This window comes from Actinoplanes sp. NPDC051861, assembly GCF_040681145.1.
Taxonomy (GTDB): domain Bacteria; phylum Actinomycetota; class Actinomycetes; order Mycobacteriales; family Micromonosporaceae; genus Actinoplanes.
Window position 1 is genome coordinate 98019 of record NZ_JBFAYE010000007.1, and the last position, 26639, is coordinate 124657.

26 protein-coding genes are annotated in these 26639 nt (G+C 70.6%); 19 read left to right on the plus strand and 7 right to left on the minus strand.

Annotated elements, in window-relative coordinates; genetic code table 11:
* The first annotated feature begins 20 nt into the window (after positions 1-20).
* From kdgD to AB0M02_RS21085, 5 genes are read left to right on the plus strand one after another with little or no spacing between them, the layout of a single operon-like run.
* Positions 21-938, plus strand: a complete 918-nt coding sequence (gene kdgD / locus AB0M02_RS21065; RefSeq protein ID WP_364229125.1) for a 5-dehydro-4-deoxyglucarate dehydratase — start codon at positions 21-23, stop codon at positions 936-938.
* Positions 935-2257 (plus strand): enolase C-terminal domain-like protein, encoded by a 1323-nt coding sequence (locus tag AB0M02_RS21070; protein ID WP_364229126.1) that lies wholly within the window; start codon positions 935-937, stop codon positions 2255-2257. The genes kdgD and AB0M02_RS21070 overlap by 4 nt, the downstream gene beginning before the upstream one ends.
* A 5-nt stretch (positions 2258-2262) precedes the next feature.
* Entirely contained in the window at positions 2263-3393 is a 1131-nt protein-coding gene (locus tag AB0M02_RS21075; protein ID WP_364229127.1) for a mandelate racemase/muconate lactonizing enzyme family protein, read from the plus strand.
* A complete protein-coding gene (locus AB0M02_RS21080; protein ID WP_364229128.1) occupies positions 3390-4976 on the plus strand; it encodes an aldehyde dehydrogenase (NADP(+)) in 1587 nt (528 codons plus the stop codon). Before AB0M02_RS21075 ends, AB0M02_RS21080 begins: the two co-directional genes overlap by 4 nt.
* Positions 4977-4982: 6 nt before the next feature.
* The gene (locus AB0M02_RS21085; RefSeq protein ID WP_364229130.1) at positions 4983-5747 is read left to right on the plus strand and encodes a sulfite exporter TauE/SafE family protein; all 765 of its coding nucleotides are present in this window, start codon (positions 4983-4985) and stop codon (positions 5745-5747) included.
* 12 nt (positions 5748-5759) lie between these two features.
* Here the strand turns inward: AB0M02_RS21085 and AB0M02_RS21090 are convergent, their stop codons facing one another.
* Both AB0M02_RS21090 and AB0M02_RS21095 read right to left on the minus strand, forming a co-directional pair.
* Complete coding sequence (locus AB0M02_RS21090) at positions 5760-6431, minus strand: hypothetical protein (RefSeq protein ID WP_364229132.1); 672 nt, start codon at positions 6429-6431, stop codon at positions 5760-5762.
* 589 nt (positions 6432-7020) lie between these two features.
* Positions 7021-7707 carry an NPCBM/NEW2 domain-containing protein gene (locus AB0M02_RS21095; protein ID WP_364229134.1) on the minus strand — a complete coding sequence of 229 codons (687 nt, stop codon included), beginning with the start codon at positions 7705-7707 and terminating at the stop codon, positions 7021-7023.
* A 420-nt stretch (positions 7708-8127) separates the two neighbouring features.
* On the opposite strand from AB0M02_RS21095, the gene AB0M02_RS21100 reads away from it, so the two are divergent.
* The 3 genes from AB0M02_RS21100 (at position 8128) to AB0M02_RS21110 (ending at position 11682) form a co-directional block, all read left to right on the plus strand.
* Complete coding sequence (locus AB0M02_RS21100; RefSeq protein WP_364229136.1) at positions 8128-10290, plus strand: glycoside hydrolase family 3 C-terminal domain-containing protein; 2163 nt, start codon at positions 8128-8130, stop codon at positions 10288-10290.
* A 109-nt stretch (positions 10291-10399) separates the two neighbouring features.
* Positions 10400-10897, plus strand: a complete 498-nt coding sequence (locus AB0M02_RS21105; RefSeq protein ID WP_364229138.1) for a SigE family RNA polymerase sigma factor — start codon at positions 10400-10402, stop codon at positions 10895-10897.
* Positions 10894-11682: a hypothetical protein gene (locus AB0M02_RS21110; RefSeq protein ID WP_364229140.1), complete on the plus strand. Its 789-nt coding sequence runs from the start codon at positions 10894-10896 to the stop codon at positions 11680-11682. Before AB0M02_RS21105 ends, AB0M02_RS21110 begins: the two co-directional genes overlap by 4 nt.
* A gap of 11 nt (positions 11683-11693) precedes the next feature.
* Here the strand turns inward: AB0M02_RS21110 and AB0M02_RS21115 are convergent, their stop codons facing one another.
* On the minus strand, positions 11694-14216 hold the full coding sequence (locus tag AB0M02_RS21115) for a tetratricopeptide repeat protein (protein WP_364229142.1): 2523 nt from the start codon (positions 14214-14216) through the stop codon (positions 11694-11696).
* Between the two features lie 126 nt (positions 14217-14342).
* On the opposite strand from AB0M02_RS21115, the gene AB0M02_RS21120 reads away from it, so the two are divergent.
* The 3 genes from AB0M02_RS21120 (at position 14343) to AB0M02_RS21130 (ending at position 15938) form a co-directional block, all read left to right on the plus strand.
* Positions 14343-14591, plus strand: coding sequence for a hypothetical protein (locus tag AB0M02_RS21120; RefSeq protein WP_364229143.1), 249 nt, complete (start codon positions 14343-14345; stop codon positions 14589-14591).
* Between the two features lie 29 nt (positions 14592-14620).
* Positions 14621-15322 (plus strand): poly-gamma-glutamate hydrolase family protein, encoded by a 702-nt coding sequence (locus AB0M02_RS21125; RefSeq protein ID WP_364229144.1) that lies wholly within the window; start codon positions 14621-14623, stop codon positions 15320-15322.
* A 64-nt stretch (positions 15323-15386) separates the two neighbouring features.
* Positions 15387-15938 (plus strand): thymidine kinase, encoded by a 552-nt coding sequence (locus tag AB0M02_RS21130; protein ID WP_364229146.1) that lies wholly within the window; start codon positions 15387-15389, stop codon positions 15936-15938.
* Positions 15939-15980: 42 nt separating this feature from the next.
* Here the strand turns inward: AB0M02_RS21130 and AB0M02_RS21135 are convergent, their stop codons facing one another.
* Together AB0M02_RS21135 and AB0M02_RS21140 are read right to left on the minus strand one after the other, a co-directional pair.
* Positions 15981-16643, minus strand: coding sequence for a response regulator transcription factor (locus AB0M02_RS21135; RefSeq protein WP_364229541.1), 663 nt, complete (start codon positions 16641-16643; stop codon positions 15981-15983).
* A 14-nt stretch (positions 16644-16657) separates the two neighbouring features.
* Positions 16658-17521, minus strand: coding sequence for a histidine kinase (locus AB0M02_RS21140; RefSeq protein ID WP_364229147.1), 864 nt, complete (start codon positions 17519-17521; stop codon positions 16658-16660).
* 158 nt (positions 17522-17679) lie between these two features.
* Between AB0M02_RS21140 and AB0M02_RS21145 the strand changes: the two genes are divergently transcribed.
* From AB0M02_RS21145 to AB0M02_RS21155, 3 genes are read left to right on the plus strand one after another with little or no spacing between them, the layout of a single operon-like run.
* The gene (locus AB0M02_RS21145) at positions 17680-18390 is read left to right on the plus strand and encodes an ATP-binding cassette domain-containing protein (protein WP_364229149.1); all 711 of its coding nucleotides are present in this window, start codon (positions 17680-17682) and stop codon (positions 18388-18390) included.
* A complete protein-coding gene (locus tag AB0M02_RS21150) occupies positions 18387-19124 on the plus strand; it encodes a hypothetical protein (protein WP_364229150.1) in 738 nt (245 codons plus the stop codon). The genes AB0M02_RS21145 and AB0M02_RS21150 overlap by 4 nt, the downstream gene beginning before the upstream one ends.
* Positions 19121-19834 (plus strand): hypothetical protein, encoded by a 714-nt coding sequence (locus AB0M02_RS21155; RefSeq protein WP_364229152.1) that lies wholly within the window; start codon positions 19121-19123, stop codon positions 19832-19834. Before AB0M02_RS21150 ends, AB0M02_RS21155 begins: the two co-directional genes overlap by 4 nt.
* A 7-nt stretch (positions 19835-19841) precedes the next feature.
* Here the strand turns inward: AB0M02_RS21155 and AB0M02_RS21160 are convergent, their stop codons facing one another.
* Complete coding sequence (locus tag AB0M02_RS21160; protein ID WP_364229153.1) at positions 19842-21593, minus strand: ABC transporter ATP-binding protein; 1752 nt, start codon at positions 21591-21593, stop codon at positions 19842-19844.
* Positions 21594-21889: 296 nt separating this feature from the next.
* Between AB0M02_RS21160 and AB0M02_RS21165 the strand changes: the two genes are divergently transcribed.
* The 5 genes from AB0M02_RS21165 to AB0M02_RS21185 all read left to right on the plus strand — a co-directional run bounded on the left by AB0M02_RS21165 (position 21890) and on the right by AB0M02_RS21185 (position 25201).
* A complete protein-coding gene (locus AB0M02_RS21165) occupies positions 21890-22015 on the plus strand; it encodes a lasso RiPP family leader peptide-containing protein (RefSeq protein WP_364229154.1) in 126 nt (41 codons plus the stop codon).
* Positions 22016-22092: 77 nt separating this feature from the next.
* Positions 22093-23781, plus strand: a complete 1689-nt coding sequence (locus AB0M02_RS21170) for an asparagine synthase-related protein (RefSeq protein ID WP_364229156.1) — start codon at positions 22093-22095, stop codon at positions 23779-23781.
* Between the two features lie 24 nt (positions 23782-23805).
* On the plus strand, positions 23806-24072 hold the full coding sequence (locus tag AB0M02_RS21175) for a PqqD family peptide modification chaperone (protein WP_364229157.1): 267 nt from the start codon (positions 23806-23808) through the stop codon (positions 24070-24072).
* Positions 24069-24446 carry a lasso peptide biosynthesis B2 protein gene (locus tag AB0M02_RS21180; RefSeq protein ID WP_364229158.1) on the plus strand — a complete coding sequence of 126 codons (378 nt, stop codon included), beginning with the start codon at positions 24069-24071 and terminating at the stop codon, positions 24444-24446. The genes AB0M02_RS21175 and AB0M02_RS21180 overlap by 4 nt, the downstream gene beginning before the upstream one ends.
* Before the next feature lie 20 nt (positions 24447-24466).
* Complete coding sequence (locus tag AB0M02_RS21185) at positions 24467-25201, plus strand: AfsR/SARP family transcriptional regulator (protein ID WP_364229160.1); 735 nt, start codon at positions 24467-24469, stop codon at positions 25199-25201.
* On the opposite strand, the gene AB0M02_RS21190 is transcribed toward AB0M02_RS21185, so the two are convergent.
* Positions 25171-26451, minus strand: a complete 1281-nt coding sequence (locus tag AB0M02_RS21190) for a cysteate synthase (RefSeq protein WP_364229162.1) — start codon at positions 26449-26451, stop codon at positions 25171-25173. The genes AB0M02_RS21185 and AB0M02_RS21190 overlap by 31 nt on opposite strands.
* Positions 26452-26639 lie beyond the last annotated feature (188 nt).

Below are 26639 nucleotides of genomic sequence, written 5' to 3' on the forward strand. Positions count from 1 at the left end.
CGCCTTCCTACGGTGGCCGGGTGACGCGAATTCCCCCGCAGACCCTCGCCGAGCGACTGGCCGACGGTCTGCTCTCCTTCCCCGTGACCCACTTCGACGACAACCTCGCCTTCGACGAGGCCCGCTACCGCGAGCACCTGGCGTGGCAGGCGAGCTTCGGCGTCGCCGGGCTCTTCGCCGCCGGTGGCACCGGTGAGGGATTCAGCCTCACAGCGGCCGAGGTCGACACCGTGGTGCGGACCGCGGTGAGCGAGGTCGGTGACACGTTGCCGGTGGTCGCGCCGGCCACCGGAGGCACCGTGCTCGCGGTCGCACAGGCGCGCTCCGCCCAGGAGGCGGGCGCCGCGGGCATCCTGCTCCTCCCGCCCTACCTGACAGAGGCGAGCCAGGCGGGCCTGATCGCGCACGTCGGCGCGGTCTGCCGGGCCACCGACCTGGGCGTCATCGTCTACAGCCGGGCCAACGCGGTCCTCGAGGACGTGACGGTGGCCGAGCTGGCCGACCGCCATCCGAATCTGATCGGGCTGAAGGACGGCGTCGGCGACATCGAGCGGATGACGCGCACCTACGCCAAGGTCGGCGACCGGCTGATCTACGTCGGCGGGCTGCCCACCGCGGAGACCTTCGCGCTGCCGCTGCTCCAGCTGGGCGTCAGCACCTATTCGTCGGCGCTCTACAACTTCCTGCCCGAGTTCGCGCTGCGCTTCTACGAGACGGTTCGCGCGCAGGACCGGGTGGCGGTCTACGAGATGCTCAACGACTTCGTCATCCCCTATCTCGACATCCGCGACCGGGCGCGGGGCTACGCGGTGTCGATCATCAAGGCGGGGCTGACGGCGGTCGGTCGCGACGGTGGCCGGGTGCGCCCGCCGCTCACCGACCTGACCGATCAGGATCGCGCCGATCTCAGCGCGCTGATCGACAAGGTGCGGCCATGAGCCCGGTCGTCTCCCGCGTCGAGGTCGTGCCGGTGGCCGGCCACGACAGCATGCTGCTCAACCTGAGCGGGGCGCATGGCCCGTTCTTCACCCGCACCGTCGTGATCATCACCGACAGCTCCGGCAACGAGGGCGTGGGGGAGGTGCCCTGCAGCCCGGCGATCCTGCGCACCCTCGAGACGGCGGGCGAGCTGTTGATCGGGCGCCCGGTCGCGGAGTTCGGCTCGCTGCTGCGCAGCTTCGCGTCGATGCACGCGAGCCAGGACGTGCGGGGTCGAGGCATTCAGACGTACGACGTACGCGTCGCCGTTCACGCGGTGACCGCTCTGGAGTGCGCGTTGCTGGACCTGCTCGGCCGCCACCTCGGAGTGCCCGTGGCCGAGCTGCTCGGTGAGGGCAGGCAGCGGGACAGCGTGCCCGTCCTGGGTTACCTCTTCTACGTGGGGGACCGCTCGCAGACGGATCTGCCCTATGTCGCCGAGTCCCAGCCTGCTGACGCCTGGGAGCGGCTCCGGCGTGCTCCCGCGCTGACCCCGTCCGCGATCGTCGACCTGGCCGTCGCGGCCCACGAGCGGTACGGGTTCGTTGACTTCAAACTCAAGGGCGGCGTGTTCGCCGGTGAGCGGGAGGTCGAGGCGGTGCGGGCACTCGCGGCGCGGTTCCCGGAGGCGCGCATCACGCTCGATCCGAACGGCGGGTGGCTGCTCCGGGACGCGATCACGTTGTGCCGCGATCTCGGGGGCGTCCTGGCGTATGCGGAGGATCCGGTCGGGGCCGAGGGGGAGTTGTCGGGGCGCGAGACGATGGCGGAGTTCCGGCGGGCCACCGGGCTGCGGACCGCCACGAACATGATCGCCACCGACTGGCGGCAGATGGCCCACGCGGTACGCGCTCACGCCGTCGACATTCCACTCGCCGACCCGCACTTCTGGACCATGCGCGGTTCGGTACGTGTCGCGCAGCTCTGCCACGACTTCGGCCTGACCTGGGGTTCGCACTCGAACAACCACTTCGACATCTCGCTGGCCATGTTCACGCACGTCGGCGCGGCCGCGCCCGGTGAGATCACCGCCCTGGACACGCACTGGATCTGGCAGGACGGCCAGCGCCTGACCCGTTTCCCACTGGTGATCCGCGACGGCCACATCCCGGTGCCGACGTCTCCCGGCCTCGGCGTGGACCTCGACCGTGACGCGCTCGCCGCAGCACACGAGCTCTACCGCGAACACGGACTCGGCGGCCGCGACGACGCCAGCGCCATGCAGTACCTCCTTCCCGGCTGGCGCTTCGACCCGAAGCGCCCCTGTCTGGTGCGGTGATCGACATGTCCGACCGAATCTCCGAAGTCACCCTCTCCTCGATCACACTGCCGCTGAAGAACGCGATCAGCGACGCCAAGGTCCTCACCGGGCGGCAGCGGCCGATGACCGAGGTCGCGTTCCTGTTCGCCGAGATCCGGACCGAGGACGGCCACGAAGGTCTCGGCTTCGGTTACAGCAAGCGCGCCGGCGGGCCCGCCCAGTTCGCGCACGCCCGGGAGGTGGCACCGGACCTGATCGGCGAGGACCCCAGCGACATCGGGCGGATCTGGACCAAGCTCGTCTGGGAGGGCGCCTCGGTCGGCCGCAGCGGGGCGTCGACTCAGGCCATCGCGGCGATCGACGTGGCGCTCTGGGACCTCAAGGCGAAACGAGCCGGGCTGCCGCTGGCCAAGCTGCTGGGGGCGTATCGGGACTCGGTGCGCTGCTACGACACGTCGGGCGGCTTCCTGCACGAGCCGATCGAGCAGATCGTCGCCAACGCGTCGGCCTCGCTCGCGGCCGGTATCGGCGGGATCAAGATCAAGGTCGGCCATCCGTCGCCGGCGGTTGACCTGGCCCGAGTGCGAGCGGTCCGCGAGCACGTCGGTGACGACGTGGCGCTCATGGTCGACGCGAACCAGCAGTGGGACCGGCCTACGGCGCAGCGGGTCGGGCGTGCCCTCGAGGAGTTCGGGCTCGTGTGGATCGAGGAGCCGCTTGACGCGTACGACGTGGAGGGGCACGCGGCTCTGGCCCGCAGCCTGGACACGGCGGTGGCGTCGGGGGAAATGCTGACCAGCGTCGCCGAGCACTACCGGCTGATCGAGCAGGCGGCCGTGGACATCATCCAGCCGGACGCGCCACGGATCGGCGGGATCACCCAGTTCCTGCGGCTCGCTACCCTCGCCGAGCACCGGAACCTCATGCTGGCGCCACATTTCGCCATGGAGATCCACGTGCACCTGGCGGCGGCGTACCCGCACGAGCCATGGGTGGAACACTTCGACTGGTTGCACCCGCTCTTCAACGAGAGGCTGGAGATCCGGGACGGGCGGATCCACCTCTCGTCAAGGCCGGGACTCGGCGTCACTCTGAGCGAGCAGGCGCGCGAGTGGACCGTGGACCGTGCCGACATTCAAGGAGGAACACTGTGAGCTCGGTGGTTCCCAGCATCTCCCCACGGACCGGGGACGTCGTCGAGGTCGTCGCCTCGGAGACACCGACCGCCTCCGTCGATCGCATCTGCCGGGCCGCCGCCGCCGCGGCGGAAGCCCTGGACGCACTCGGCCGCGACGGTCGCGCGGCCCTGCTCGAAGCCCTCGCGCAGGCGCTGGAGGACGCCCGCGCGCGAGTCGTGGCGGTCGCCGACCGCGAGACCGGCCTCGGCGAGGCACGCCTCAACGGCGAACTGACGCGGACGTGCTACCAGTTGCGGCTGTTCGCCTCGGTGCTGACCGACGGCGGCTACCTGGAAGCGACCATCGACCACGCGGGCGACACGCCGATGGGCCCCCGCCCCGACCTGCGCCGCATGCTCGTCCCGCTCGGCCCGGTGGCCGTCTTCGGAGCGAGCAACTTCCCACTGGCGTTCTCGGTCCCCGGGGGAGACACGGCATCCGCGCTGGCGGCCGGGTGCCCCGTCGTGCTGAAGGCGCACCCCTCCCACCCCGCGACCTCCAAGCTCTGCTTCGAGATCCTCACCGAGGCGGCCCGGAAAGCGGGAGCGCCGGAGGGCACGTTCGGCATCGTCTACGGGCAGCAGGCCGGCGCCGACCTGGTCGCGCACCCGGAGATCCGCGCGGTGGGCTTCACCGGTTCGACCGGCGCGGCCCGGGCACTGCTGGCTGTCATCGAGCAGCGGCCGGAGCCCATCCCGTTCTACGGCGAACTAAGCAGCCTGAACCCGATCGTCGTGACCCCCGCGGCCGCCGCCGAACGCGCACCTCGCATCGGCACCGACCTGGCAGCCTCGTTCACGATGGGTGCGGGCCAGTTCTGCACCAAACCCGGCCTGGCTTTCGTACCGGCGGGCCCGGACGGCGACTCCCTGGTCCAGGCCGTGCAAGACGCCATCGACGGCCTCGAGCCCATGGTCATGCTCAACGGCGGGATCGCGGCAGCGTTCACCCGAGGCACCGCTGTTCTGAGTACCGTCCCCGGCCTCACGCCGGCGGTCCCCGCACCCGCCAATGATTTCGCGGCAGTGGGGCCTGATGCCGCCGCGGCGGGGGCACCGGCGGGCTCCAGAAACGCCGTCGCTGACGGCGGCGGGTTTCGTGGCACGCCGGTGTTGCTCACCACGACCGCGGCTGAGCTGCCGCCCGAAGCCACCGAGGAGTGCTTCGGGCCGGTCACGGTGGTCGCCCGCTATCAGGACGAGAGCGAGCTTTTTGCCGCGCTCGCAACCTTGCCCAATTCGCTGACCGCCACCGTTCACCGTGGCGCCGACGAGACTGCCCTGCCGGCCGAGTTGACGCGGCGGCTGCGGTCGCGGGCCGGTCGGATCGTCTACGACGGTTATCCGACCGGCGTGGCCGTCTCCTGGGCGCAGCACCACGGCGGGCCATGGCCGGCGACCAACACTCAGCACACGTCGGTGGGAACGACGGCGATTCGGCGGTTCCTCCGGCCTGTGGTCTGGCAGAACGCGCCGGCGGATCTGCTGCCGCCCGAGCTGCGTGACGAATACGACAGCATCCCGCGCAGGGTGGACGGCCGCCTCCGTCCGATACCGTGACACCGCGTGGAGGTCGATCATGCGGTGTTCCTGGTGCTCGGAGGTGTGGGTTCCGGGCTGACCGGGTCGATGGCCGGGCTCGCTTCCCTGGTGAGCTATCCGGTGTTGCTGATGGTCGGGATCCCGCCCGTGGCCGCCAACGTCACCAACACGGTGGCCCTGCTGTCCAGCGCGGTCGGGGCCGCCGCGGGCTCGCGCCGCGAACTGCGCGGGCAGCGTTCGCGGATCATTCGTGCTGGCATCGTCTCGGCGATCGGTGGGACGGTGGGATCGGTGTTGCTGGTCAGCACACCGTCGTCGGCGTTCGAGCGGGTCGTGCCATGGCTGATCGCCATCGCTGCCCTCGCGCTGTTGTTTCGCGAACGCCTCCGATCCTGGTACTTGAGGCCGGGCTTCCGCCCGCCCCTCACCGTCGCTGTCCTGCTGATTGCCGTCTACGGTGGCTACTTCGGTGCGGCCGCCGGCGTGCTCCTCCTGGCCGCCATGTCACTGGCTGCCACCGAACCGCTGGCAGTGACCAACGCTGTCAAAAGTGTCGTCCTGGGCATCGCCAACCTCGCGGCGGCAGTCCTGTACGCGGTGATGGCTCCCGTCCATTGGACAGCGGCAGCCCTCCTTGCCGCCGGCTGTCTGCTCGGCAGTTGGCTGGGCCCAGCGGTCGTGCGGCGTACACCGGAGAAGCCCCTACGCGTAGCGATCGCGGTCGCCGCGCTGTCCCTCGCGGTCTACCTCTGGCAGGAAACCGCGTTCGGTCCGGCTTCCGGCGCATAGCCGGCGTCCAACTCACTGCGGCACTTTGTAGGCCTTGACGGAGATGGTGAGGACTCCGGTGTCGTTGTCCCTGGTCAGCGAATCCACAGTGACGAATACGAGCTTCTGGGTGATGCTCTGGGCGGCCGCGTCGTTCTGCGACGTCTGAACGCAGATCGTCATTCCGCGCGCTGGAGCGATGGGGGACCGTCCAGGGTCGGTTCGAATCTTCTCAAGACAGTCGGTGGGGGTCGCCTGCGGGCCGGACACCTCGGCGAACGGCAGACCGGTATGGATGGCTCCTGGCTCGCAGCCGGAGTATCCGATCTCCGTGTACTCCTCGGTGCGCTTCACGCGGGGCTCGTCGAGATCCACCAGTGTCTGATTCGAGTAGTCGCATCTGACGGACCTGACACGCAGGTTCTGACCGTCGTAGGCGACACCGAACTGAGCTGTCGGGCTGATATCGGTGGGGGTGGGGTCGCCGCCGCCGGTCTCGGCCGGGCCGGGATCGGCGGTCGGGTCCGTCTCGGGAGCGGCCGGCGTCGTGGAGTCGGTCGAGATCGCAGTGGGGGCCGGTGCGTTCGCAGCCTTCTCCGCAGCGACCACGGCGTCGTCGCTGCGACTGAGGGCCATCACCGCGATGATCACGCCGGCCGAGCTGACCACGATCGACAGCACGGCGGCGATGAGCGTCGCGGCCATCAGCCCGTTGCGCGCCCTCGGTGACGCCGGCGAGGGAGGCTGGACGGGAGGGCCAGGAGGGGACACCGGCCGTGTGGACGGCGCCGGGTAGGGGTGCGGCCCCGGCACCTGCTGTGTCTGGGAATGCGGTCCGGGCGGGAGATGCGCCGGGGGATGCGGTCCGGGCGGGAGATGCGCTCCGGGCACCTGCTGCGCCGGGGGATGAGGCGGGGGATGAGGTCCGGGCGGCTGCTGCGCCGGGGGATGAGGCGGGGGATGAGGTCCGGGCGTCTGCTGTGCCGGGGGAGGCGATCCCTGCACCTGCTGCGCCGGGAGACGCGGGCCGGGCGCTTGCTGTGCCGGGGGATGAGGTCCGGGCGTCTGAGGGCTCGGTGCGTGTGGCCATGGGGACGCCGGCGGCCGTGGGTATCCCGGCGGCGGCGGGTACCCCGGCGGGGGCGGGTACCTCTGCGGATCGGGCGGAGGTGATTGGTGGCTGGGTTCGGGACTGGGTTGTCCGGGTTGGTTGCGCGGTGAGGCGGATTCCTCGGAACGCCGGTCGGGGGGAGGAGGGAATTGCGGGTTTGTCACCTTGGCCGCTCCTTTTCGATCAACGCGGCAGCGTGGGGTTCCGGAGTGTCATCTCGCCGTCGGGAAACTGGCACGTCACCTGGAGGCGCAATTTCTGTTTGCCGGTGAGATCTACTTGAACGGGGACTGGTGTGCCCCGCTTGAGTACGTGATTGGCGGCCAGTTGACCGTCGGTGAAGACTTTCCACTGGAGTGGCGTATCGGCGTCGCGAGCCTTGGCAACTTGCAGTTCGACGTCGAGGGAGCGGTATTTGCCCAGCAGGTCGTACTCGACGGTGCGCCTGAGGTCATTGGTCTGGCCGGTGGGGCACGCGATGGTCAGATCGGCGCCGGTGGTTCTGACGTTGTGGCCGCCGAAGACCGGGGTCAAGCTGGTCAGGGCGTCACCGGGAGGTGTCGCGGTGGGCGCGGCGCCGGACGTGGCCGGCGCGCTGCCGTGCTGGGGGAGTGCGCCGGTTTCAGCAGCGGCGTTGGTGGCGCCTGGCACGGGGGAGGGCGCGGCTGTTTCCCCCGGCGGAGAATGCGGGCGGATCCAGGCGAAATAGGCGATCACCAGTGCGGCTATGGCTACCGACACTCCGAGGCCGCCGAGAATGACCTGGATCCAGGTGGCGACCGTATTCGCTGTGGAATGGCCGCCCGGATCGGGGCGGCGCCCGCTGTCGGCCGTGGACGTTACGGCGGAATCCTCCGATCTCCTGATCAATTTATCCTCGGCCCCTTGTGATCTGACGGTCGGACGAATTCAAAGTGGTCGAGATCTTGGCCGTTTTCCATCCTTCGACCGGGTGATTGGGGTGGCCGACCAGTTTGCGGTGCACACCCGACGGTCAGCCGGTCCCGTCGAGTTCGATGACGATGCCGTGGTCGGTGCGGGCGCCCTCCAGTTCGGTCAGTGGGGACAGGAGGGCCGCGCGTTGAGGTGTCTTTTGTGCTAGTGGACGTGCAGGACGTCCTATCGGTGGGTGTCGTTTCGCGGTGAGGATGGCGGCAGGCGGCAACATCCGCGCTACGAGCCGGAAACACTTGTTTCGGCAGGTCCCCCTTGTGCATGGGAAGCCGAGGAGGGCGCTCGTTGATGAAACGTATCAAGCAGCCGACGCCGACGCTCTTGAAGGGAATCTCTGTGCGAAAACTCTTAGCCGTCCTCCTGCTGCCATTGAGTCTCGTCGCTGTACCCGCCGGTCCCGCGAAGGCCGCGGACGACTGCTCGGCCGTGCCGTGGGCGGACAAGCGCAAGTCACCGGAGAGGCGGGCCCAGGCGCTGCTCGCCGCCAGTACGCAGCACCAGAAGTACCGCTGGCTGGTGGAACAACCGGCCAACAGTCCGCAGCAGACCACGTGGGCCGGTGGCGTCGTCTATCCGGTGCAGGTGCCGTGTACGCCTACCGTCGTCTACTCGGACGGGCCGGACGGCGTGCGGTTCACCCCCGGTGTGACGGCGTTCCCGGCGACGATCGCGACGGCGGCCACCTGGAACCAGCCCCTGGCGTACGTCAAAGGTGCTGCTCAGGGCACCGAGGCGCACGACAAGGGCAAGAACGTCCTGCTCGCGCCGGGTCTGGCCTCCGGGCGGACGCCGCTGTCCGGGCGCACGCCGGAGTATCTCGGTGAGGATCCGCTGCTCACCGGGCTGATGGCGGCGGCCGGTACGCGCGGTATCCAGAGCACGCCGGTGCTGGCGGCGCTCAAGCACTACGTCGCCAACGAGCAGGAGCTGGACCGGCAGACGAGTTCGTCGAACGCGGACGAGCGGACGTTGCGGCAGATCTACGACCTGCCGTTCGAGATCGCGATCGATCGCGGACAGCCGGCGAGCGTGATGTGCTCCTACAACCAGATCAACGGCACCTACGCGTGTGAGAACCCGCGCCTGAACGACGTGCTCAAGGGCAGCATCGGGTTCGACGGGTACGTGATGTCCGACTTCGGCTCGGTCCACTCGACAGCGGCCAGTCTCGTCAACGGGCTCGACCAGGAGCTCAACCGTCCGATCTGGTTCACTCCGGCGCGGCTCGACGCGGCCCTCGCGGCCGGGGAGATCACGCAGAGGCAGATCGACGCGGCGGCGTTCCGGGTGATCGTTTCCTACATACGCGGTGGACTGTTCGACAACCCGCTGCCCGCCACGCCGGTCGAGGACGCGTCGACCGCCGCACACAAGGCCGTCGCGCGCGAGATCGCCGAGCAGGGATCGGTGCTGCTCAAGAACGACAATGTGCTGCCGCTGAAGGTGAAGCGCGGCGACACCATCGCGGTGATCGGCCCGACCGCGTCGTCCACGCCCACCAACGGGATCAGTGCGAATTCGGTCTGCAGCCTGCCGTGGCGCTTCGGCAACCCGCAGACGCTGCAGTGCGAGGATCTGATCTCGCCCGAGACTTCGATCCGCGACCGTGCGGCGCGCGCCGGTGCGACCGTCACGTTCGACAACGGCAGTGATCTCGTGTCGGCGGCGGCTGCGGCGAAGGCGGCCGACGTCGCGGTGGTCTTCGGGTATCAGCGGGCCGGCGAGTTCAACGACCTCGCTGACCTGCGGCTTCAGGGCGGCGGGGACGCGCTGGTCGCGGCGGTGGCGGCGGCCAACCCGCGCACGGTCGCGGTGCTGCAGACCGGCAGCGCCGTGGAGATGCCGTGGATCGGCGACGTGCCGGCGGTGCTGGAGACCTGGTACGGCGGCGAGCAGATGGGCCCGGCGATCGCCGCGCTGCTGTTCGGTGACGCCAACCCGTCGGGGAAGCTGCCGATGACGTTCCCCCGGTCACTCGCGGACACGCCGACCGCGAATGATCCGGCTCGTTACCCGGGCGTGCGTGCCGAGGGCGAAGCGATCCGTCAGGTCTCCTACAGCGAGGGTCTCAAGGTCGGGTACCGCTGGTATGAGGCCGAGGACATCGCACCACTGTTCGCTTTCGGCCACGGCCTGTCCTACACGACGTTCCGCTACAGCGATCTCGAAACCCGCGGTGACGGACGCGGCGAGCTCCGGTTGCGCTTCCGGATCGCCAACACCGGCAAGCGGACGGGCACCGAGGTCGCCCAGGCCTACGTGTCCCTTCCGGCCGCGACCGGGGAGCCGTCGAAGCGGCTGGTCGGCTGGTCCCGGGTGACGCTCAAGCCCGGTGAGACGCGAACCGTGGAGATCCGGCTGGCCAGGGCGGACCTGAAGGATCTGCACCTGCTCGAATACTGGAGTTCGCAGGGCTGGAAGACGGCCACCGGCAGTTACACCGTCCACGTCGGCGGATCGTCACGGACAGCGCTGCGGGACACGTTCCGGGTCCGCTGAGCACCTCTTGGAAACCGCGCGCTTTTCCCCGTACCCAAGCATGGTTTTGATCTGCAACCTTTGACGTGGTCCTTTCCGTCGTCTCATCAGAAGCGCTGGGAGGCGAGTTGTGGAGAGGTCCGAGGAGGACGAGTTCCGCGCGTTCGTCGGCGTCCGGATGGAACGCTGGCGACGCGCGGCCTACCTGATGTGTCATGACTGGCACATGGCCGACGACCTCGTGGGGACCGTCGTGGCCAAGCTCTACGAACGTTGGCGCCGGGTCGCCGCGACGGACAACCCTGATGCGTACGCGCAACGCGTGCTCACCACGGCCTGGATCGACGAACGGCGGCGGCCGTGGCGCCGCGAGCAACCGGCCGACGTGCTGCCCGACCCCGCCTGGACCCCGCCGGACCGCACCGGAGACCGCGAGGAGCTGGTGCGCATGCTGGCCCGGCTCGGCCGGCGGCAACGGGCCGTGGTGGTGCTGCGCTTCTACTTCGATCGATCGGTCGAGGAGACCGCGGAGCTGCTCGGCATCTCCGCGGGGACGGTCAAGAGTCAGTCGGCGCGGGCGCTGGAGATGCTGCGCACGCTGGCCTGCGCATCGGGGAGCCCGCAATGAACCAGGAGATGCTGGACCGGATGATCGGGGCGGCGCCGCCGTCCACGGTCGACGTCGACGAGGTGATCGGCAGGACCCGCCGCAGGCAGCGGTTTCGGCGCGCGGCGACGGGCGGGGTTGCGGCGGCGGTTGCGGCGTTCGCGGTGCTGGTCGCGGTGAACTTGGCGGGGCGGCCCCCGCGGCCCGTTCCGGTTGTACAAGTGCCGGCCGCCCCGTCCGCTTCTTCCGGCCCTCTGATCGAGGTGGACACTCCGGCCGGTCGGGCGCGCACTCTTGCGCGTTTGGGCACGGTTCTGGAGGCGGCGGTGGAGTCGCACGCGCCCGGGACCCGGTGGATCTACATGCCTGACGTGCCCGGGGAGAAGCGGCTTCCGGACGGGCATCCGGCGATGTGGGTCACCGAGGATCCGGTCTCCTTCCAGGCGCGGTCCGGGATCACCGGTGGCGGGCGCAAGGGCGGGTTCTATCTGTCGCTGCGGGCGGCCGGCTGTGCGGCGATGACGTCCTGTTCACCGCTCTACGAATGCGACGGGACGGTGCCGGTGTGCGAGTCGACGCGGATCTCGTCGGGGCTGACCCTCGTCCATTACGTGGACAAACCCGGCAAATCGCGGGTCTTCTATGGGACGGATGTCGAGCTGCGCGGGGGAAAGTACGCGCTGCGGATGCTGGCGGTGAACTACTTCGGCGGTGACGGTGCCCCGGCGGTGGCGCCGGTTCCGGTGCTGACGCGGGACCAGCTGGACGCGGTGGCGGCGGAGGTCGCGGAAAGATTCAGCGACTGAACCGGAGGTGGTCACCCGGTGGTCTCGCGCCCAGGGGAGTTGAGCCCGCCGGGACGGTGGGTGAGTGACGGATCCATGGCGGCTCTCATCTGCCAGAGGATGACCGAGGCGTCGAAGGATCCGCGGCCGGTGTCGTCCCGCAGGAAGCGGCGGTCGGCAACGACGCGCTCCTGCAGGGCGACGGCGTCCTCCCTGCGCGAGACCATCCAGTAGCAACCGGCGAGATCCGCACGGGCGGCCAGGGTGGCGGGATGGTGGTCGCCGACGAGACGCCGGTGACTCTGAACGATCTGTTCCTTGAGGACGATCGCGTCGTCCCGGCGTTCGGCACGCCAGTAGGAGAGGGCGAGGTGCTCGCAGGCGGCCAGGGTGGCCGGGTCGTCCGGGCCGAAGAACCGGCGGCGATGCTCCACCGTCTCCTCCTCGGCCCGAAGGGCCTCGCTCAGGCGACCGTCCGCCCAGAACGCCTGGGCGAGGTGCTCGCGGGCGGTCAGGGCGACGGGGTGGCCGGGCCCGAGGAGCCGCTCACTGTCCGCTGTCACCCGTTCCGCGATGCTGATGGCCTCCGCGATGTGCTTCTTTCGCAGATGGGCGGCGGCGAGATTGTTCCGGGCGGTCAGCGTGTCGGGATGGTCGGCACCCAGGAGCCGTTCGCTGTCGGCGACGACCCGCTCGTGGAAGGCGACAGCCCCGGTGCGGCCGGCCTGAGCCTGGAAGCCCGCCAGGTTGCCGCGCGCGGCGAGCGTGTCGGGGTGGCCTGCGCCGAGGCGGCGCTCGAAATCCGCCGCCACCTGCTCCACCAGCGTGATGGCTTCGTCGACGCGACCCTGCCGGAGGTAGGCGGCAGCGAGGTTGCCGCGCGCGGTCAGCGTGTCAGGGTGATCCGCGCCGAGCAGCCGGTCACTTTCGGTGACCACCTCCTCGAGAAGCGGAACCGCCTCGCCGGCGCGGTCCGCCTGGAGATAGCAGGCGGCGAGGTTGTTCCCCGCGGCGAGTACGTCGGCGTGGTCCGCACCGAGTGCCCGGTAACTGTCGGCCACCACCTGCTCGTGCAGGGCGAGGGCTTCGTCCGTACGGCCCGCCTGCATGTAGCAGGTGGCGAGGTTGCCGCGGGCCGCCAGCGTGTCGGGGTGGCCGGCGCCGAGGCGGCGTTCGCTGTCGGACACCACCCGCTGGTGAAGGACGACGGCCATGCTGAGGTTGCCCTGATACTGGAGGTAGGTGGCGACCATCTCCCGGAGGCCGAGCATCTCCGGGAGGTCCTGGCCGCCGGGTACCCGTTCGCCCACCGCTTGGACGTGTGGTGTCAGCGCCGCCCAGAGCGGCCACGCCGTCACGTCGTCGACGGGGTCGTCCGGGGCCGCCTCCGCGAGCAGGCGGATCGCCGATTCCCTGATCGCGTCCGACCTGCCCGCGGTCGTGGCAGCGCCGCGGGTGACGGCTTGGACGAGCCGGTGCGTCGTGACCGAGCCGGCCCGGCGCCCGACCATCGAGTACGAGGCCAGCAGTGCGAGCGCGTCCGTCACCTCCCCGGGATCGCCGGAGAGCGGCGTCAGGACACGCTCGGGCAGTTCATCGGCGCCGAACCAGGCCAGCACCTCCATCACGGCGACAGCGAGGGGGCTCCGGCGCGCGATCGCGGCCATGGTGACCGTCCAGACCGCTGCGACCGTGCGGCCGCCGGGATCACCCTCGCCCTCTCCGGCGGCGTCGGCGGTGCGGTCGAACTCCTCGGCGAGCAGGCGCGCGTAGTCGGCGAAGGTCATGCCCTCGTGCTGGCTGACGTACGCGGACGCCTGCTGCAGGCCGAGCGGAAGATCGCCCAGCGCGTCGGCCAGCAGACCGGCGCCGCCCGGGTCGTCGAGTCCGGTCAGGTCGGTCAGCACACGGACGCTGGCCGCCCGGTCGAGCACCTCGAGGCGCAGCGCGTGCAGTCCGAGCCGCCGCCAGCGTGCGCCCAGATCCCGCCGGGTCGTCACCAGCAGGTGCCCGCTTCCGGACACCACACCGAGCAGGCCGGCGATATCGGCGAGGTCTTCGACGTTGTCGAGGATCAGCAGCCAGCCGGGATGGGACTGCAGCCAGCCCAGTGCCCACTCCCGCGCGTCCGCCGCTGTCGGCATCGGATGCAGCCGCCTCGTGAGCGCGGTCAGGCCCAGCGTGACCGACTCCCTGCTCTCAGCGGTGATCCACCACACCAGACGGTAGTGATCGAGGCGGGCGCGGGCGTACTGATTGGCCAGCTCGCTCTTGCCGATGCCACCGAGTCCGTGCAGGGCCGCCTGGCCGACAACCACACCGGCGCGGGCGTCGTCGAGCAGTCCCGACAGTTCGGTGATGTCCCGGCCCTCGAAGACCGCCGACTGCGCCGGGAGGTTGTGCGGTGCCCGGCCCGTGCCGTCCCCGTGTTGCGGTGGCGGGAGCGTGCCGGCGTCGACGGTGACGTTGTGCTGGGTGTTGTGGGAACCGATCTGGACGTTGGTGCTCCCGGTGACGCGTGCGATGTACGACTCCGGGCCCCGTTCGTCGTCCATCGGCCGGCTCCCTCCAACGGTGTCGCCGGATCAGCGTGACACCGGAAGGCGCGACGCGGAAGCCCGGCGCGGACCGGCTTCTGGTTGTATGGGCCGATGGTGGTGCGCGGGCTCGTCCCTGGTGCGATGGCGGTCGCTTCGTGGGGCCTGTTCTGGTGGCTCGCGTTTCCGCGGCACGAGATCTGCGCCCTGACGTTCCCGGCGCCGGCCGGCTGCGGTGCGGGCCGCGTGCCGGAGGCCACGTTCTGGACGGTGGTGACGGTCGCGCTGCTCGGTGCCGCCGTGTTCGCGCCGGCCGCGCGGTGGCGGCGGCTCGGCGGTATCGGGCTGTTCGGCGCGGCCGTCTGGGGATTCTTCGCGGTGCTCTACGCCTGACGCCGGTGTCCGGCTCCTAGGATCGGGGGATGGCGGACGTCTATGGGTCGAACAGTGAGCTCTACACGGACCCGGCGCTCGCCGAGGGAGTGGACTACGCGCGGCGGTTCCGGCGGCACGCGGTGTTCGACGACAGTGAGGCGGGTGGCGTCGCCTATCCGGACACCGTGGTCGTGGCGTTGCACGGCGGGGGGATCGAGCCGGGTACGTCCGAGTTGTGCCTGGCGATCGCGGGGTATCACCCGGCGGGCGGGGAGAGCGGTGGGGCGGTGCTCGACTACTGGATCTTCGAGGGGATCCGGGCGGTGGGCAACGCGGTGCTGCACGTGACGTCGGTGCACTGTGACGACCCGGTGGCGGTCGCGACGGTGGCGGGCAGCCGGCGGACGGTGTCGCTGCACGGGTGCACGCCCGAGCAGGCCCGGGTGGCGGGGACCGGGAACGAGGCGGCGGTGCTGGTCGGCGGGCGGGACGCGGGGCTGAAGGCGGGGCTGCTCGCTGCGTACTGCGCGGCGGGGTTCCAGGCGATCGACGCGGACCGGGTGCCGGAACTCAACGGGGACGAGCCGGAGAACATCACCAACCGGAACCTCTCCGGAGCGGGGGTGCAGCTGGAGCTGACCACGCCGCTGCGCGAGTCGATGTTCGAGGTGAACACGCGTTCCGGGCGCAAGGACAGCACCCGGCAGAGCTTCTGGGATTTCGTGGGCGCGACCCGGGCCGTCCTGTGACCGTTGCCGCAAAGTTATCGGGGTGAGTGGTGCGGGCGGGCCGCCGGATGGCACGGTCTGCGGCATGGATTTGACCTTGGTCCTCGGCCCGATGAAGGGCGGCAAGTCCCTCGAGATGATCAGCCTGCTGTCGCCGCTGCAGCACGCGGGCATTCCGCACCGCGTCTTCCAGTCGGCACGGCACGGGCGGGACACGGCGGTGACGTCGCGGTCCGGGGGCAGCCTGGAGACGGTCAAGGTGCACTCGCTGGCCGGCGCGATCGAGGGTGACATCGAGGTCGTCGGGGTCGACGAGATCCACATGTTCACGGTCGACGACATCGCGGTGCTGGGTACGGCGGTGCGGGCGGGCGTCAAGGTCGTGGTGGCCGGCATCGACCTGGACCATCGGGGGCAGCTGTTCGCGCCGGTGCGGGCGCTGTTCGAGCTGGCGCCGGCGAAGGTGATCTACCGGCGGGCGGTGTGCGACGTCTGCCGCTCGCTGGAGGCGACGCACACCCAGGTGCTGGAGAACGGCAAGCCGATGATCCGGGAGCTGGCACCGTCGACAGCGCTGCCGGATGACGGGACCTATACGTACGAGGCGCGGTGCCGGCGCTGCGTGGTGCTTCCCTGAGTTGACCGGTCGCCGATGGCGGGCGCTGTGGAGTGGGAGCTGTCAGGGGAGGCTGGGTTTGGGGCGGACCAGGCCGGCGTCGAAGGCGGCGATGACCAGTTGGGCGCGGTCGCGGGCGTCGGCCTTGGCGAGCAGGTGGGAGATGTGTGTCTTGACGGTTTTGACGGAGATGCGCAGGTGCAGGGCTATCTCGTCGTTGGAGAGGCCGCGGCCGACCAGCGACAGCACCTCGACCTCGCGGGCCGTCAGGTCGCCCACCTGGGCCGGGCGGTCGGCGCGGGGTGCGGTGACGTAGTTCTCGACCAGGCGGGTCAGGATCGACGGTGCGAACAGGGACTCGCCCTGGTGGGTGCGGTGGATCGCGTTGATCAGGTCTTCGGGGCGGACGTCCTTGAGGAGGAAGCCCGAGGCGCCGGCCTGCAGGGCCTCGTAGACGTACTCGTCGAGCTCGAACATGCTCAGCATCACCACGCGGGTGGCGGCCAGCTCGGGACCGGAACAGATCACCCGGGTGGCCTGCACGCCGTCGAGGTGGGGCATGCGCACGTCCATCAGGACGACGTCGGGGCGGGTCTGGCGGGCCAGGCGCACGGCCTCCTCGCCGTCGCCGGCCTCGCCCACGACGGCAAGGCCCGGTGCGCTGTCGATGATCATCGCCAGGCTGTGCCTCAGCAGGGGCTGGTCGTCGGCGAGGATGACGCGGATCGGCGCGGGGGCGGTCACGCGGTCACCTCGTCGGGCAGGTGGGCCTCGACGCGGAAGCCGTGGCCGTCGGGTCCGGCGGCCAGGGTGCCGCCGAGGCCGGTGACGCGTTCCCGGATGCCGGCCAGGCCGTGACCGGCGCCCGGAGTCGAGTGCCAGCCGGCGGCGGGGCCGGTGTCCGTCACGGTCACGGTCACGAGCTCTCCTTTTCGGTGGACCTCCACACGTACGTCGGTGGGGCCCGCGTGTCGCGCGGTGTTGTGGAGCGCCTCGCGTACCGTTTTGCAGACCGCCAGCTGGACCCCCTGCGAGACCTCGCCCATGTCGGCGACCTCGAGCCGCACCCGCAGGCCGGCCACCTCCGCGCCGCGGGCGATGTCCGGCAGCTGCGCCAGGCCCTCGATCGGGAGCCAGGAGATCTCGGTGTCGCGCAGCACCGTGAGCATCCGCCGCAGCTCGGCGGTGGCGTGCCGGCTGGCTGTCTCGATGTCGAGCAGCGCATCCCTGAGTTCCTCGCCGGCCCGGGCCCCGGGGTCGCCGGCCGTCACGTGCCGGACGGCGGCCGCGCGCACGGTGATCAGCCCGAGGCCGTGGGAGACGATGTCGTGCAGGTCCCGGGCGATGCGCAGCCGCTCGGCGAGGGTCGCCTCGGTGGCCGCCCAGTGGGTGAGGCGAGCCTCATAAGCCTGGCGGTTCCGCCGGGTGCGCCAGACCGCCCAGGCGGCGACGGTCAGGGCCGTGACGGCGACCAGCGACGGCATCATGACCGTGAAGGGGCCGTCCGCGCCGATGCCGAGGAGCACGGCGAGCAGCACCACCAGCACGGCGCCGCTGACCGGCCACGCCCGTGACCGCCACGCGGGCCGCTGAAGCGCACTCACCGCGCCGAGTCTACTTCGCACCCGGAATCCGGTTTCGTCTCGGACCTGGGTCTGACAACCCTGGGTCCTAGTCCGGCCGCGTTGATTCCGCACAAGGACCGATGTGCCCGGCTCCGCCGCCCGATTGACTGTTCCGGTCAGCGAATGCGGAGGGCTGGATGATCACGATCGAGCACGTCAGCAAACGACGTGGGAGCCATCAGATTCTGACCGACATCACGTTCACCGCCCGGCCGGGGCGGGTGACCGGGTTCCTGGGCCCGAACGGTGCCGGCAAGTCCTCCACGCTGCGCATTCTGCTCGGTCTCGACCGGGCGCAGACAGGGCTCGCCCGGGTGTGCGGCCGCCCGTTCGCCGAGTTGACCCGTCCGCTCACGACGGTGGGCGCGGTCCTCGACGGCAGCGGCGCGCACAGGTCCCGTACCGGGCGAGCCCACCTGCGCTGGGTGGCGGCCAGCAACGGGCTGCCACGCGGCCGGGTCGACGAGGTCCTCGACGTGGTCGGGTTGACCGAGGCGGCCGGCAAGCGGGTCGGGAGCTACTCGCTGGGCATGGGCCGGCGGCTCGGGCTGGCCGCGGCGCTGCTCGGTGACCCGGAGGTGCTGATCCTCGACGAGCCGGTGAACGGGCTGGACCCGAGCGGCATCCGGTGGATGCGCGAGTTCCTGCGCGAGCGCGCGTCGGCGGGCCGGACCGTGCTGCTCTCCAGCCACCTGATGGGTGAGCTGGCCGAGACGGTCGACGACGTGGTGGTGATCGACAAGGGACGGATCGTCAGTCTCGGGACCCTGGCCGAGGTGACCGGGGGACACCGGTCGCTCGAGGACGCCTTCTTCGCCCTGACCTCGACCAGTGGGAGTTCCTGGTGACCGGGCTCGTCCGTTCCGAGCTGATCAAGCTGCTGGGCCTCCCGTCCGCCTGGGCGGCGATCGGCGTGGGGCTGCTGGTGGCGCCGGTGATCGCGTTCATCACGGCGTCCTCGTCGTCGAGCGCGGGCGCGGACGCCGGGTTCCAGGAGCTCGCCTTCGGGGTGGTGGGGGCGATCATCCTGGGGGTGGTCGCGGTCAGCAGCGAATACCTGGCCGAGGGCGACTCCTCGACGGGGAGCAGGCAGATCACCACGAGTTTGACCGTGCTTCCCTCGCGTACGAAATTCTTGGTGGTAAAGGCCGCGGCGCTCGTCCTGGTCGTTGGCGCACTTGCTCTCGCCGCCGCTGCGGCGACCGTCGTGATCACCCAGTCCGTGCTCGGTGCGGCGGCTCCGGAGACCGGGACCGGGACGGTGCTGCGCGTGACCGGTGTCGTCCTCTACTGGGTGCTGACCGCGCTGCTGGCGGCCGGGATCACGCTGATGACCCGCAGCGGGATCCTGCCGCTGACGATCCTGGTCCTCAACACCTCGGTCGTGTCGGTGACCTATCTGCTGTCCCGCGTCGTGCCGGCCGCGAACTACCTGCCCGACCTGGCCGGTGCCCGGATGTTCGTCCACGAGGTGGAGTCCTCGGCGGAGATCGCACCGGTGACCGGCGGCCTCGTCATGACCGCCTGGGTGGCCGTCGTCCTGGTCGCCGCGGTCGCCGTCTTCCGGCGGAGGGACGCATGACCGCCCGCGCCGAACTGATCAAGGTGCTGACGCTGCCGGCGACCTGGCTGACGCTCCTCGGGACGCTGTTCGTGACGGTCGTTCTCGACGTCGCGTTCATCGCGGCCGCGGGGCAGGGCCAGACCGGGTCGACATCCGCTCTGGACGTCGGTCTCGCTTCTATCGGGTACGCGCAGGCGGGCTTCCTGATCCTGGGAGTCCTGACGGTCACCTCGGAGTACGGCGGCCAGGTCTTCACCAGCCTGACAGCGGTGCCCCGGCGCCTGGAGCTGCAGGTCGTCAAGGGCCTGATCCTGGTGGCCGTCAGCATCCCGGCCGCGATCCTGATGGTCACCGTCAGCACACTGCTTGCCCGGCTCGCCCTGCCGGACGCCGCCCAGGCCGGTGCCGGCGAGCTGCTGGGCGCGATCGGCGGCGCCACCGTCTACCTCGCCCTGACCACGCTGCTGGCGGCCGCTGTCGCCGTGGCGGTGCGCCGGAGCCTGCCGGCCGTGGCGCTGCTGCTGGGCTACTACTTCATCCTCGGGCCGTATGTGCGGGACCGCACCGAGCACGCCTCGTTCCTGCCGGACACCGCCGGGTACAGCCTCTGGTTCCCCGGCGGTGCCGAAGGCGCTCCCTCCCCGGCGGTGGGTTTCGCCGTGGTGCTGGCGTGGTCACTCGTCGCGTTCGCCGCGGCCACCGCCGCGTTCGTCCGCCGGGACGCGTGACGCGGTGTCAGTCGAGCAGCTGGTGGTGGGCGAGCTCCCGGTACAGCTCGCTCGCCACCAGCAGCTCCTCGTGGGTGCCCTGGGCCACGACCTGCCCGCCGTCGAAGACGATGATCTTGTCGGCGTCGACGACGGTGGAGAGGCGGTGCGCCACGATGACCAGCGTGCAGTCCGCCGAGACCCGGTTGATCGCCTCGCGGGCCAGCTGCTCGTTGCGCCCGTCCAGGTTGGACGTGGACTCGTCGAGCAGCAGGATCGACGGCCGGGGCAGCAGCGCACGGGCGATCGACAGGCGCTGGCGCTCGCCGCCGGAGAGCGTGACGCCGTTCTCGCCGACCTCGACGTCCAGGCCGCCGCCGTCGCGGTCGAGCAGGTCGCCCAGGTTGACCGAGCGCAGGATGGCCTCGCACTCGGCGGTGGTGGCCTCCGGTGCGCCGAGCGTCAGGTTGTCGCGCAGGGTGCCGGCGAGCGCGGGGGCGTCCTGCTCGACGTACCCGATGGACGCCCGGACCTCGTTGTGCGGCAGCTCCCGGGAGTCGGCGCCGCGCACCAGCACACGGCCACCCTCCGGGTCGTAGAAGCGCTCGACGAGCTGCAGGGTGGTGCTCTTGCCGGCTCCGGACGGGCCGACCAGGGCGACCCGCTCGCCGGTCGCGATCTCGAAGGAGACCTCGTCGAGGGCGGCCTGCCCGGCCTCCGGGTACCTGAAGGTGACCTTCTCGAAGGTGACCGCGGCCGGGCTGGGCTCGGCGTGCGTCCTCGTCCGCGTGGTCGCGGCGCCCTCGGTGGGCAGGCCGAGGATCTCGGTGATCCGGTCCAGGGCGCCGAGGGCGGAGCCGACCGCGCTGACCGCTCCGAAGATCTGGCCGAGCGGCATCACCAGCAGGAACAGGAAGAGCAGGAACGAGATCAGGTCGGCGACCGGGAGGTCACCGGCCGCCACGCGGTAACCGCCGGCGCCGAGAACGACCAGCAGCGAGGCCTGCATGGCGATCATGGCCATCGGTTCGATGACGGCGGAGGCGCGTGCCAGGCGTACGCCGGCGCGCCACGAGGTGGTCACGTGACCGAGGATCCGTTCCTCCTCGCGCTCGACGGCGTTGGCGGCCCGGATCGTGCGGACCGCGCGGACCGCCCGGTCGAGCGAGGCGGTCAGCACACCCATCGCGGTCTGCACGTCCTGACTGGCCTTACGGACGGTCCGGGCGAGTGTGACCACCAGCACGATCGAGCCGAGCACGACGACAGCGGTGAGCCCCACGAGCACCGCGTCGATCACGATCATCGCGATCAGGGCGCCGATCATCGTCAGGACGCCGCCGACGGCCGCCACCAGGGTCTGCGTGAGCGCGAGGCGCAGCGCCGTGGTGTCGCTGCTGACCCGGGCCACCAGATCGCCGGAACGCCGCCGGTCGAACTCGGCGACCGGCAGGCGCATCAGGCGGGCCACGACCGTGCGGCGGGCCGAGCGGACCACGCCCTCACCCAGGCGCTGCAGCACGTACTGCTGGAGGGCGGAGAGCAGACCGGTGACCAGAAGCATGACGCAGACCAGGGCAGTGAGAACCGTCACATCGCCGTCTGCCTGCACCGTCGTGACGAGTTTGTTGACCAAGACCGGCTGGGTCAGCGCGGCGGCCGCTCCGGCGGCGCTGAGCAGACCGGCCAGAAGGAGGCTCCCACGCTGTTCTAGCAAAAGGGAGACGAGCAGGCCGAATGAATGCCGCTTTCCGTCCTCCGGCTGTCCTGGTGACGGCATGAACGAAACCCCCCGTTGCCGAGCTAATTGTCAAGACAATGACCATGATCGATCGTACGGGTACCCCGCTATCGATTGTCTGAGGTACGGTACACCTCGGCAGCCGCGATCGGGAGCGGTGGATCTCCCAGGAATCGGCTGTACACTGTGGACGAACCATTCACAGCGTGGATTTCCAACCGCGCTCAAATATCGTTCGAATCGATCGGTCCAGCGCGAATGCGCGACCACAGGACCGCCGATGCCGCGTGCATCGGTGTTGTTGTCGGACACGTCAACGAACGGGGGTGAAAAGAATGGCGAAGTCGACCTACGTCGCGCCGGTGATCGAGAAGATCGGCGGCTTCCGCGAGGTGACCAACGGTTACCCGTGGTGGGACTACCGCGACCTCTTCGGGGGTCGGACCTTCATCGCTCCCTGAGGGGTGATGTAGCTCGGGGCGCGGGGAGCTCAGGCTGCCCGCGCCTCCGGGCGCCAACGTTTGCGAGGAAGGATCTCGTGAGTTTCTTCGTCTTCGCCGATCGCCCCACCGATCCGGCGGTGCTCTCGCGGGCGCACCGGATCGCCGGTGGCGACATCGCCCGCCACGCCTCCGGCAACCCGTGGACCGTCGGCCGCCGAGACGACTCCGATCACGTCCTGACCTCGACAGACGGCGTCACCCGCGTCCGGGGCACGCTGAGCACCTCGGCCCACGTCTTCTGGGGCCGGTCCGGTGACGTCCCGGTCGCCTCCGGCTCCGTCGAGGCGCTGGTCGCCCTGCTCGACCCGGACATCGACGAGGTCAGCCTCGCGCTGAGCCTGGTGCCGTCGCTGCCGATCCTTCCGTTCGCCACCCGCACCATGTGGTCCGGCATCCAGGCGGTGCCGGTGGGTCACCTGCTCGAGATGCCGGCGGCCGGCGGTCCGCGGACGGTCCGCTGGTGGGAGCCGCCCGGCACGGGCCGGCGCACCGTGGCGGAGTCCGCCGAGGCGGTCCGTGCGGCACTGCTCGCGGCCATCGGCGCCGCGGCCGGCGACGAGCCGCTGGTCAGCGCCGACCTGTCCGGCGGGCTCGACTCGACCAGCATCTGCTACCTGCTCGCGCACCTGGGCCAGGACTTCCTGGCGTACCGGACGTCATCGATGAGCCGGTGGAACGACGAGACCGCCCGCGCGCACGAGGCCGCCGCCGACCTCGGCGTCGAGATCACCCAGTTCCCGCCCCTGGCCGAGCTGAGCAGCGCCTTCGACACCTCACCGGTGACCGATTCCGCCCTGGTGGCGGCCGGGCCGATCCCGTGGGTGGCCTCCCGTGGATACCTCGACGTGCTCAGCGAGTCGGTCGCCGCGGCCGGCTCCCGGGTCCACTTCACCGGGCTCGGCGGTGACGAGCTCTTCGACGTGCTCCCCGCGCAGTACCGGGCCCTGTGGCAGGAGAACGGCGCGCGGTCGCTGCCGCAGCTGCGCCGGATCCAGCTGAACCGCAAGGTCCCGCTGCGGCCGTTCCTGCGCGGCGTCACCCGCGGCCGGCCGTACGCCGAGCAGCTCGCGAAAGTCGCCGGCGATCTGCGCGCGAACCGCCCGCCCGAGCCCGCTGACCAGCACAGCTGGTTCCCCGTGCCGGTGCCGCCGCGGTGGGTCGCCGGTGACACCCGCGCCCTGGCGGCGGAGGCCTTCACCGAGGCCGCCCGCGCCGGGCTGGTCCCGCTCGGCGCCACCGAGGCCACGCACCAGATGATGGAGGCCGTCGCCTTCCAGGGCGCGGTCATCCGCCAGTTCGGCGAGGTGTATGCCCGGCACGGCATCAGCTGGCAGGCGCCCTTCATCGACCAGCGTGTCGTCGAGGCCGTGCTCGGCGTCCGGGTCAGCGAGCGCATGGACGCCCGCGTCGACAAGCCGCTCCTGGCCGCGGCCATGGCTCCGGTCATGCCGCCCGGCCCGTTCGCGAAACAGGATCGCGGCGATTTCACCCTCGACATCTACGACGAGCACGAGAAACGGCGGGACGAGCTGCTGGGCTGGTTCGACGATTCGCTCCTGGTGGAGCGGGGACTCGTCGATGCCGGCCGTCTGAGACCGTTTCTGCACGCGCCCTCATTCGCCGATGTCGGCCTCATCGATCTGGAAAACGTCGTCGGCGTCGAACGCTGGCTGCGGGCCGCTGTTTCACGACGAAGTGCGGTGGCCCAAGAAATTGCACCGTGAATGCAAGTGCGGGGGAGGAAAAGAATGGCCATCACCTTGTCACCGGGTGTCGTGGTGAAGCAGGTCGGTGAGGAATCCATCGTTCTCGGGGCCGGCCGCAACGCCGCCTATTGGCGGCTGAACGCGACGGCCAACGCGATGCTGGCGAGCCTGCTCGACGGCAAGGGCGTGGACGAGATCGCGGCGGACATCGCCGCCGACACGGCCGCCGACGTGAGCGCGGTCCGGGTCGACGTCGACGCCTTCGTCCGGTCGCTGCTGGAGTCCGGGCTCGCTCAGGAATCCAGGTGACCAACCGGCTGAGCGCCCGGATCGCCGTCGGGGTCGCCCGGCTGGCCATCCTGCTGCCGCCACCGCAGTTGCTGCGCTTCGTCGAGTTGGTGAGCCGTGGCGCGCGCCCGGCCGATCCGGCGATCGCCGCTGAGGCGCGGGATGTCGTCTGCGCGGTCAGCCGGCGATGCGCGGGACAGGGCTGTCTGCAGCGCTCGGTGGCGGTCGTCCTGCTGTGCCGGGCGCGCGGAGTCGCGCCCGACTGGTGCACCGGCTTTCTCACCCGGCCGTTCACCGCCCACGCCTGGGTGGAGGCCGATGGCCGGCCGGTGGGTGAGAAGGAGCAGGTCAGCGAGTACGTGGTCGTCCAGGCCCACCGCGTGCCCGCACGTTGATCCGACGGGGGAAACAAGGAATGGAGTTCTCGATTCTCGGGCCGGTCTGCGTACTGCGCGACGACGGGTCCGAGGTGAGTGTTCCGGGTGCCAAGCCCCGGACCGTGCTCGCCACGTTGCTGCTGGCGCGTGGCGAGGCGGTGCCCGACGCCCGGCTCAGCGGGTTCCTCTGGGGACGGCAGGCGCCGCGCACGGCCGGGGCGCAGCTGTACACGTACATCTCCCGGCTGCGCAAGCGGCTCGGCGGCGCGGTCCGGCTCGACCGGCAGGACCACGGTTACCGGCTGCGGATCGTGGACGGGCGGTTCGACGTGGACGAGTTCACCAGGCTGGCCGCGCTGGGCGAGGCCGCGGTGCGTGACGGGCGCCCGGAGGAGGGTGCGCGGGCGCTGCGCTCGGCGCTGGCGCTGTGGCGCGGCCCGGCGCTCACCGGGGTCAGCGAACACCTCCGCGAGGCGGAGCTGCCGCAGCTGGAGGAGGCGCGGATGACGGCGCTGGAGAGCCGGATCGAGGCGGACCTCGCGCTGCTCCAGCATCAGCGGCTCATCCCGGAGCTGACCGGTCTCGTGACGCGGTACCCGCTGCGGGAACGGCTGCGCGCACAGTGGATGACCGCGCTGTACCGGTGCGAGCGGCAGGCCGACGCCCTCGCTGTGTACCGGGAGGGACGGGAGCTGCTGACCAGCCAGGTCGGGGTGGAGCCTGGACCGACGCTGAGTGCCACTCACCGGGCGGTGCTCGACGGCACGCTCTGAACGGCGTGGTCGTAACCGCGCCTGAGCCGGTCGGCGAGCCGGTCCGGGTCCGCGGCCTGTTGATTGATCACCAGGTGCGGCACGACGGGCCGGCCGCCGAACTCGGTGGCGCGCCGGGCGCGCCCGCCGCCGGTGACGTTCAGCAGGACCGTGTCGGTGCGCCGGACGCGGCCGGTCCGCACCGCCCGCTGGAGCACCGCGAGTGCCACGGCGGCGGCGGGCTCGACGTCGATGCCCTCGATCCGGTGGAAGTCCTCGCGGGCGCGGGCGGCCGACGCGGCGTCCGCGGTGAGCACGTCGCCGTCGCTGTCCCGCAGGCAGTCGCGGACGCCGCCGGTGATGTCGAACGGTGGGTGGCGGTTGGTCAGCTCGGGCGCGAAGATCGATTGGCTGGGCTTGCCTGCCTGATCTGTTCCGGTGAGCCACTTCTTGTGCAGCGGGGCGAAGTCCGCGTTCTGAGCCAGCAGGAGCCGGGGGACGGCCTGACCGGCGCCCGCCGCCACCAGCCGGGTCGCCGCCTCGTGGACGGCCACCGCGCCGGTGCCGCTGCCGACTGCCTGCACATAGTGGCCGGGCAGGAAACCCATTGTTTCGTACGCCGCGAGCAGCACTGTCCCGAGGCCGTCGCGCCGGGCGACGTTCAGGATGCCGCCCTCGCCGTAGAAGCCGTCGCGCGCGGCGAGCTGACCGGCCACGCGGATGCAGTCCGAGTAGTCACCGCCGGTGAGGACGACCACGCGCACGGACGGTCCTGGACGGTCCGCGCCGGCGAGCGCGGCGAGACCGGATTCCGGGATGATGAGAACGACCGGGACGTCGGCCTGCGCGAATGCGGCCGCGGTGTTTCCGGCGGACGCGACAACCAGCGTGCCGAAACTCTCCGGTAACCGCGCGCCGACGGTGGCGGACTCATACTCCTTGAAAGTCGCCGCCGATACGAATGCGTTTTTCTCCGGCCAGTATCCGTTGAAGGCGATCCAAAGATCGGTGAGCCCGAGATGGCGGCCGAGTCGCTCGCCGGGATAAACGACGGGACGGCCCCGTCCCCGCGGTGGGCGGGCCACCGGGAGCCACCGCGCATACCGCCCGATGCCCTCGGCGACCGGGTCGACGCTGAATCCACCGTGGTCGTAGGCGGTCCTCAGCAGTGCGGGTGGATGAGAGTTCGGGCAGGTCAGAGCCAGTCCGTCATCGGACTGACGATGGTCACAGCCGGCGCAGACGAGCGCGTAGTGAGATCTGTCCCCCATAGCGCCGCTGACGTTAGACATGTAAACGAGTCGTTGTCCACCCGTTGACATTTCAACGCTTTGGGCCTGCCCAGGTCAGCCCCGGGAATATAGAAAAAGTACAGAAGAGCGCATTGACGCTGCTCAAGCAGCGTGGCACTGTCGGGCCCGGCCAAGCCAAGCCAAGATTGCCTGACGAGGGGGGCATT